The organism is Betaproteobacteria bacterium (assembly GCA_016791345.1).
GTDB lineage: Bacteria > Pseudomonadota > Gammaproteobacteria > Burkholderiales > JAEUMW01 > JAEUMW01.
This window is the reverse complement of record JAEUMW010000436.1, coordinates 1-5,627: the sequence shown is the minus strand read 5'-3', so window position 1 is coordinate 5,627 and position 5,627 is coordinate 1. Positions and strand designations below refer to the sequence as shown.

The 5,627-nt window shown below is 67.0% G+C and carries 5 protein-coding genes; 3 read left to right on the top strand and 2 right to left on the bottom strand.

The annotated features are described in order from the left end of the window. Positions 1-1,869, bottom strand: a 1,869-nt coding sequence (locus JNK68_16350; GenBank protein MBL8541915.1) for a type IIA DNA topoisomerase subunit B, incomplete at its 3' end; no start/stop codon positions are given. A 233-nt stretch (positions 1,870-2,102) separates the two neighbouring features. Between JNK68_16350 and JNK68_16345 the strand changes: the two genes are divergently transcribed. Then, positions 2,103-2,459: a c-type cytochrome gene (locus JNK68_16345; GenBank protein MBL8541914.1), complete on the top strand. Its 357-nt coding sequence runs from the start codon at positions 2,103-2,105 to the stop codon at positions 2,457-2,459. A gap of 85 nt (positions 2,460-2,544) precedes the next feature. After that, on the top strand, positions 2,545-4,143 hold the full coding sequence (locus JNK68_16340) for a tetratricopeptide repeat protein (GenBank protein ID MBL8541913.1): 1,599 nt from the start codon (positions 2,545-2,547) through the stop codon (positions 4,141-4,143). A gap of 11 nt (positions 4,144-4,154) precedes the next feature. Here JNK68_16340 and JNK68_16335 read toward each other — a convergent pair whose 3' ends face one another. Next, positions 4,155-4,901 carry a DUF2092 domain-containing protein gene (locus JNK68_16335; GenBank protein ID MBL8541912.1) on the bottom strand — a complete coding sequence of 249 codons (747 nt, stop codon included), beginning with the start codon at positions 4,899-4,901 and terminating at the stop codon, positions 4,155-4,157. Between the two features lie 215 nt (positions 4,902-5,116). Between JNK68_16335 and JNK68_16330 the strand changes: the two genes are divergently transcribed. Then, a complete protein-coding gene (locus JNK68_16330; protein MBL8541911.1) occupies positions 5,117-5,608 on the top strand; it encodes a DUF1269 domain-containing protein in 492 nt (163 codons plus the stop codon). Positions 5,609-5,627: the final 19 nt, after the last annotated feature.

The window sequence follows — 5,627 nt, the reverse complement described above, 5'->3', positions numbered from 1 at the left end:
GTCGTCGACGCCAACCGGCAGCATGCGGCGCGTGTCCGGGTTCAGCGTGGTTTCCCAGAGCTGTTCAGGGCTCATCTCGCCCAGCCCCTTGAAGCGGCTGACGGAGAGATGATCCTCCTTCACCCCTTCGTCGGTGAGCTTGTCGCGCAGCGACTCGAGCTCCGCCTCGTCGAGCGCGTAGAGCTTGCGCGCGGGACGGTTCTTGCCCTGCGTCGGGACGTCGAGGCGGAACAGCGGCGGCTGCGCGACGTACACGTGGCCGCGCTCGATCAGCTTCGGGAAGTGGCGGAAGAACAGCGTGAGCAGCAGCACCTGGATGTGCGAGCCGTCCACGTCGGCGTCGGCGAGGATGATGATGCGGTGATAGCGGAGCCCGGAGAGGTCGGGCGTATCTGCTGCCTTGTGGTGATCGACGCCGATGGCGAGCGCGATCGCCTCGATCTCCTTGTTCGAGTAGAGCGTGTCGGGGTCGTCCTGCCAGGTGTTCTTCGGCTTGCCCTTGAGCGGCAGCACCGCCTGGAATTCCTTGTCGCGCGCCTGCTTGGCCGACCCGCCGGCGGAGTCGCCTTCGACGATGAAAAGCTCGTTGCGGTCCGGATCGTCGGACGCACAATCGGTGAGCTTGCCGGGCAGCACCGCGACGCCGGACGACTTGCGGCGCTCCACCTTTTGCGCGGCACGGGTGCGCGCCATCGCCTGGCGGATCACAAGTTCCGCGATGCGCTTGCCTTCCTCGACGTGCTGGTTGAGCCACAGCTCGAACGGATCGCGCACCATCTGCGCGACCAGCTTCACGCCGTCGCGCGAGATGAGCTCGTTCTTCACCTGACCCTTGAACTGCGGGTCGAGCATCTTCACCGCGAGCACGTAGGAGGCGCGCGACCAGACATCCTCGCCGACCACCTTGAGCCCGCGTTGTCCCATCGCGTGCAGCTCGATGAAGTTGCGGATGGCGGCGTGCACGCCTTCGCGCAGGCCGGCGACGTGGCTGCCGCCGTGCCGCGTGGGAATCATGTTGACGTAGGACTCGTTGACGAGCTCGCCTTCGGGCGTCCACGCGATCGCCCACATGGCGCCTTCGCCTTCCGCGAAGCTGTCGGACTCGGACTGCGCCGCGACGTAGCGCTCGCCGAAGAAGGGCGTTGCGACCGGATCGAGGTTCGCGATCGCCTCCGCGAAGTAACCGCGGATGCCTTCGGGGAAATGCCACTCGGTGGTTTCGATGCGCCCGCCGCGCTCGACCCCGAGCGTGAAGCGCACACCCGGCAGCAGCATGGCCTTGGCGCGGAGCAGTGCGGCGATCTCGCCGGCGCCGATTTTCGGCGTGTCGAAGTATTTCGGATCGGGCCAGAAGCGCACGCGCGTGCCGGTATCGCGCGGCGCAACGTCGCCCACACGCTTCAACTTTTCCGCCACCTGGCCGTTGTTGGCGAACACCATCCGGTGCCGCGCGCCGTCGCGCTTGATCTCGACTTCCAGCCGCGTCGACAGCGCGTTGCTGACGCAGACGCCGACGCCGTGCAGACCGCCGGCGATGCGATACGCCGCGTCCTTGTCGGTCTTGCGGAACTTGCCGCCGGAATGCAGCGTGGTGAAGATCACTTGCACCGCTGGCACGTTCTTCTTCGGATGCAGGTCGACCGGAATGCCGCGACCGTCGTCCTCGACCGCCGCCGAGCCGTCCTCGTGCAGATTGACGACAACGCGCCGGGCGAAGCCGGCGAGGCCTTCGTCGGCCGCATTGTCGATCACTTCCACCAGGGCGTGGTTAGGGTTGACCGGGTCGGTATACATGCCCGGCCGGTGCAGGATCGGCGACAGGTCCTCGAGAATCTCGATGTCCTTCGCGCTGTAGCTGTCTCGTGCCATGGGGAGGTGCCAGGCGGCGGCAGGGCGTCCGAAAAGCGCGATACTTTGTCGGACTCGGAGAGCGAGCGCAAGCCCGCCCGGCACCGATAGGCGGTGCGCCGACCGGTAATCCGGCCGGCATCCTGGCCGGGGATGCGGGCCGAGTAAGATGCCCCTTCGTCTTTCGCAAGTTCGAGGAGTGCGGCATGTGGGGCAGGAAAGGGGCGTGGGTGGCGCTGCTGGTCGGTGCGGCGATGCTGGGAGGGTGCGGCGACGGCACGGAAGATGCCGGCAAACCCTACACCGTCGAGAACGGGAAGGTGGATGCGAAGACTTTGCAGGGTTGGAAGACGTGGAGCGCCGCGGGCTGTCAGCGCTGTCACGATGAGCTCGGGCGTGTCGCCATGGGTCCTTCGCTGCTGGAGTCGCTGAAGAAGATTCAGCGCGGCGACTTCAAGAAGACCGTCATGAAGGGACGGCCGGACAAGGGCATGCCGAGCTTCGGCGAGGATCAGCAGGTGGCCGACAACCTCGACTCGCTCTACGGATATCTCAAGGGCCGTTCCGACGGCGCCATCCCTCCGGGAAAGCTCACCGCGATCGGCTCCTGAGCGGAGCAGGTCGACCCGCGCATCTGCGCTATCCTATTCGCCCGCGGGGGCTCTAAGGCCTCCGTTCGTGGGCGAATGACCGCATATGAAGGCGCAATCCTCACCCGCCCGCCAGCCGGGCATGCACGAGATCCAGCCGCTGTTCGATCTGCTGAACGCGGGTCGGCTGGCGAGCGCCGAGTCGGCGGCGCGTGCATTGCTCGCGCGCTATCCCGACGCGCTGCCGCTGCACCAGGTGCTTGCGAATGCGCTCGCCGGGCAGGGCAAGCACGCCGAAGCGCTCGTGAGCTTCCGCCGGCTCGCCGCCGCCAATCCGAAGTCTCCCGAACTGCAGTTCAATCTCGCCGTGGTCGCGAGCCAGGCGGGTCGCCTCGATGAGGCCATCGCGGGGTATGAGAAGGTCATCGCGCTCGCACCGCGACTCGCCGACGCCCACTACAACCTCGGCACCGCCCTGCAGGCGCTGGGCAGGCTGGACGCAGCCACGGCAAGCTATCGCCGCGCAGTCGCGCTGGAGCCCGGGTTCTTCGAGGCGCACGGCAATCTCGGGGCGGTGCTCCAGATGCAGGGCAGGCTCGACGAAGCGGTGGCAAGTTACCGCCGGGCGCTCGCGCTCTCTCCCGATGCGCGCGGCCATTTCAATCTCGGCACGGCGCTCGCCACCCAGGGCAAGCTCGACGAGGCGATCGCGAGCTACCGGCAGGCGCTCGCCATCGACGCGAGCTTCGCGGATGCCGCGAGCAGCCTGGGCGAGGCGCTGTTCCACCGGGGCCAGCCGGAGGCAGCGGTCGCGAGCTATCGCCGGGCGCTCGCGATCGACCCCGACCATGCGGAAGCCAACTACAACCTCGGCACCTTCCTCTACGATGCCGGCGAGCTTGCGCAGGCGATCCCGTACTTCGAGCGCTCGCAGCTCAGGGACTGGCGCGAACGCGCGCTCTACTGTCTGTACAAGACCGGGCGCTTCGAGGAATTCAGAACCCGGCTGCAGCCGCTGCTGGCCTTGCCGCACACGTCACCGTTTCTGGCCACCCTGTCCGCACACCACGCCGCGAACTTCGGCGTCGAGGACCCGTATCGGTTTTGCCGGAATCCGCTCGACTTCGTCCACCTTGCCCGCATCGACGCGCTTGCTGCGCCCGACAGTGCGCTGCGCGCGGCACTGCTGCGGGACATCGAGCATGCCGAGATCGCGGAGCGCAAGCAGGGCCGGCTCCATCACGGCATTCAGTCGTCGGGCAACCTGTTCCATCGTCCGGAAGCATCGTTCACGGCGCTGGCGGCGGAAGTGCGGCGCGTGGTCGAGGACTACCGCGCGCGCTTCACGGGCAATGAGAGCCAGTTCATCCAGGCTTTCCCGGCGAAGATCGAATTCAGCAGCTCCTGGTACGTGAAGATGCGTACCGGCGGCCACCTGACTTCGCACATTCACGAGACCGGCTGGCTGAGCGGCTCGCTCTACCTGGCGATGCCGCGAAGGGAACCCGGTCGCGACGACGGCAGCATCGAGTTCAGCACCCACGGCGACGACTACCCGCAGCGGCACACCGCCTTCCCGAAGCAGACGATCGCCCCCGGGGTGGGCGACATCGTGCTGTTTCCGTCCTCGCTCTTCCACCGCACGATTCCCTTCGACGCGGCGGAAGAGCGCGTGTGCATCGCTTTCGACGTCAAGCCCGGATAGATACGCGGGCGCTATTCGCCGAGCAGGGTGCGCAGGTCCAGCCGTCCCGCGCCGGCCGGTTTCGCGAACGAGAAGCTCGCAGCGGACAGTTGCGGGTTGAGTTTCCAGTCGTGGAAATCGGCCGCGAAGCGCGGCGCGCCGCGCAGCTCGAACAACCGCCCGCGCACCCGGCAGGGTAGTGACGTGCGGCCGTCGACCCACAGCTCCCATTCCACCCCCGTCGCGGCGAAGGCGGCATGCTCGCACTGCCGGCCGGAGATCGTGGCCACCCCTTTGTAGCGGGCGCGGGTCGGACGACGCGCCAGCAACTGCTCAGTGTCGCCGGCGAGAACGTCCGCCAGCGGGAAGAGCACTCCCACGCGCGCCAGGGCGAACGGAATCAGCACTTCGAGGGCGCCGGGGTCGTCGCTCGTCGCATACATGTTCAGCGTGGGCTGATAGACCGCCAGCGTTTTCCCATCGAAGAAGACATCGAGGGGAGCGCTGTCGCCGCGGACTTTCGCGCGGACCCGGTCGGGGCGCATGACCGCGAACTGCGTGTCGGCGAGGAGGTTCGTGAACAGGCTTCCGTCGGCGGCATCTCCCGGCGGGGTGCGGGTGCGGAAGGTCAGCGTCTTCGCGCGCTCCAGACGGGAAGTGGAGGCGTTCAGAAGGTCGAGTGCGCGCGGCTCCAGATCGATCGCCGCCGCTGCCGCCTCGATGCTGGTCAGCGCCAGCCATGCGAGCGCGATCAGTATGTTTCGCAGGGACGCGAACATGCAGGTATCTCCGTTGTCAACGCGGGGTCTGCCCGTCATCCGAGGTGTTGCACCCGGCCACGGCAGAACGCCGCAGCCGCGTGCGAAGTCGTGAGCACACGCGGTGGTGCAGTCCGAATCCGTGCGAGAATGCCGCCCGCCGCGCCGTCGCAGTATAGGCGAGAGACGACGAGCGGGCGAAACGCACTCTGTTCACAATCGCAGGAGGTTGTCTCATGAGCACACTGGTGGTCGTCGCCTACGACGACAAGTACAAGGCCGAAGAGGTTCGGCTGATGCTGCGCAAGCTGCAGCAGGATTACCTGATCGACCTGGAAGATGCCGTCGTGGCGGTGAAGGACGAGCAGGGCAAGGTCAAACTGCATCAGGCCATCAATATGACCGCCGCCGGTGCGGTGTCGGGCGGATTCTGGGGCACCTTGATCGGCCTCATCTTCATGATGCCGCTGCTGGGACTGGCCGCCGGCGCTGCTGCGGGTGCCGCCTCTGGCGCGCTCACCGACGTGGGTATCGACGACAAATTCATGAAGAACCTCGCCGAGACGATGAAGAACAGCAGCTCGGTGCTCTTCGTGCTCGTACGCAAGGTCACCGCCGACAAGGTGCTGGAGCAGCTCGCGGGGACCGGCGGCACGGTGCTCAAGACCTCGCTCACGCACGAGGACGAGCAGAAGCTGCAAGCGGCGCTGAGCGCTCCCAAGGCCTGATCCCGCAGTCGTCCGCCGC

What these genes read in the sequence shown, in the direction of transcription:
- JNK68_16345 (MBL8541914.1), top strand. Translation starts at nt 2,103, where the DNA reads ATGCTGGGAGGGTGCGGCGACGGCACGGAAGATGCCGGCAAACCCTAC.
- JNK68_16335 (MBL8541912.1), bottom strand. Translation starts at nt 4,901, where the DNA reads ATGTTCGCGTCCCTGCGAAACATACTGATCGCGCTCGCATGGCTGGCG.
- JNK68_16340 (MBL8541913.1), top strand. Translation starts at nt 2,545, where the DNA reads ATGAAGGCGCAATCCTCACCCGCCCGCCAGCCGGGCATGCACGAGATC.
- JNK68_16330 (MBL8541911.1), top strand. Translation starts at nt 5,117, where the DNA reads ATGAGCACACTGGTGGTCGTCGCCTACGACGACAAGTACAAGGCCGAA.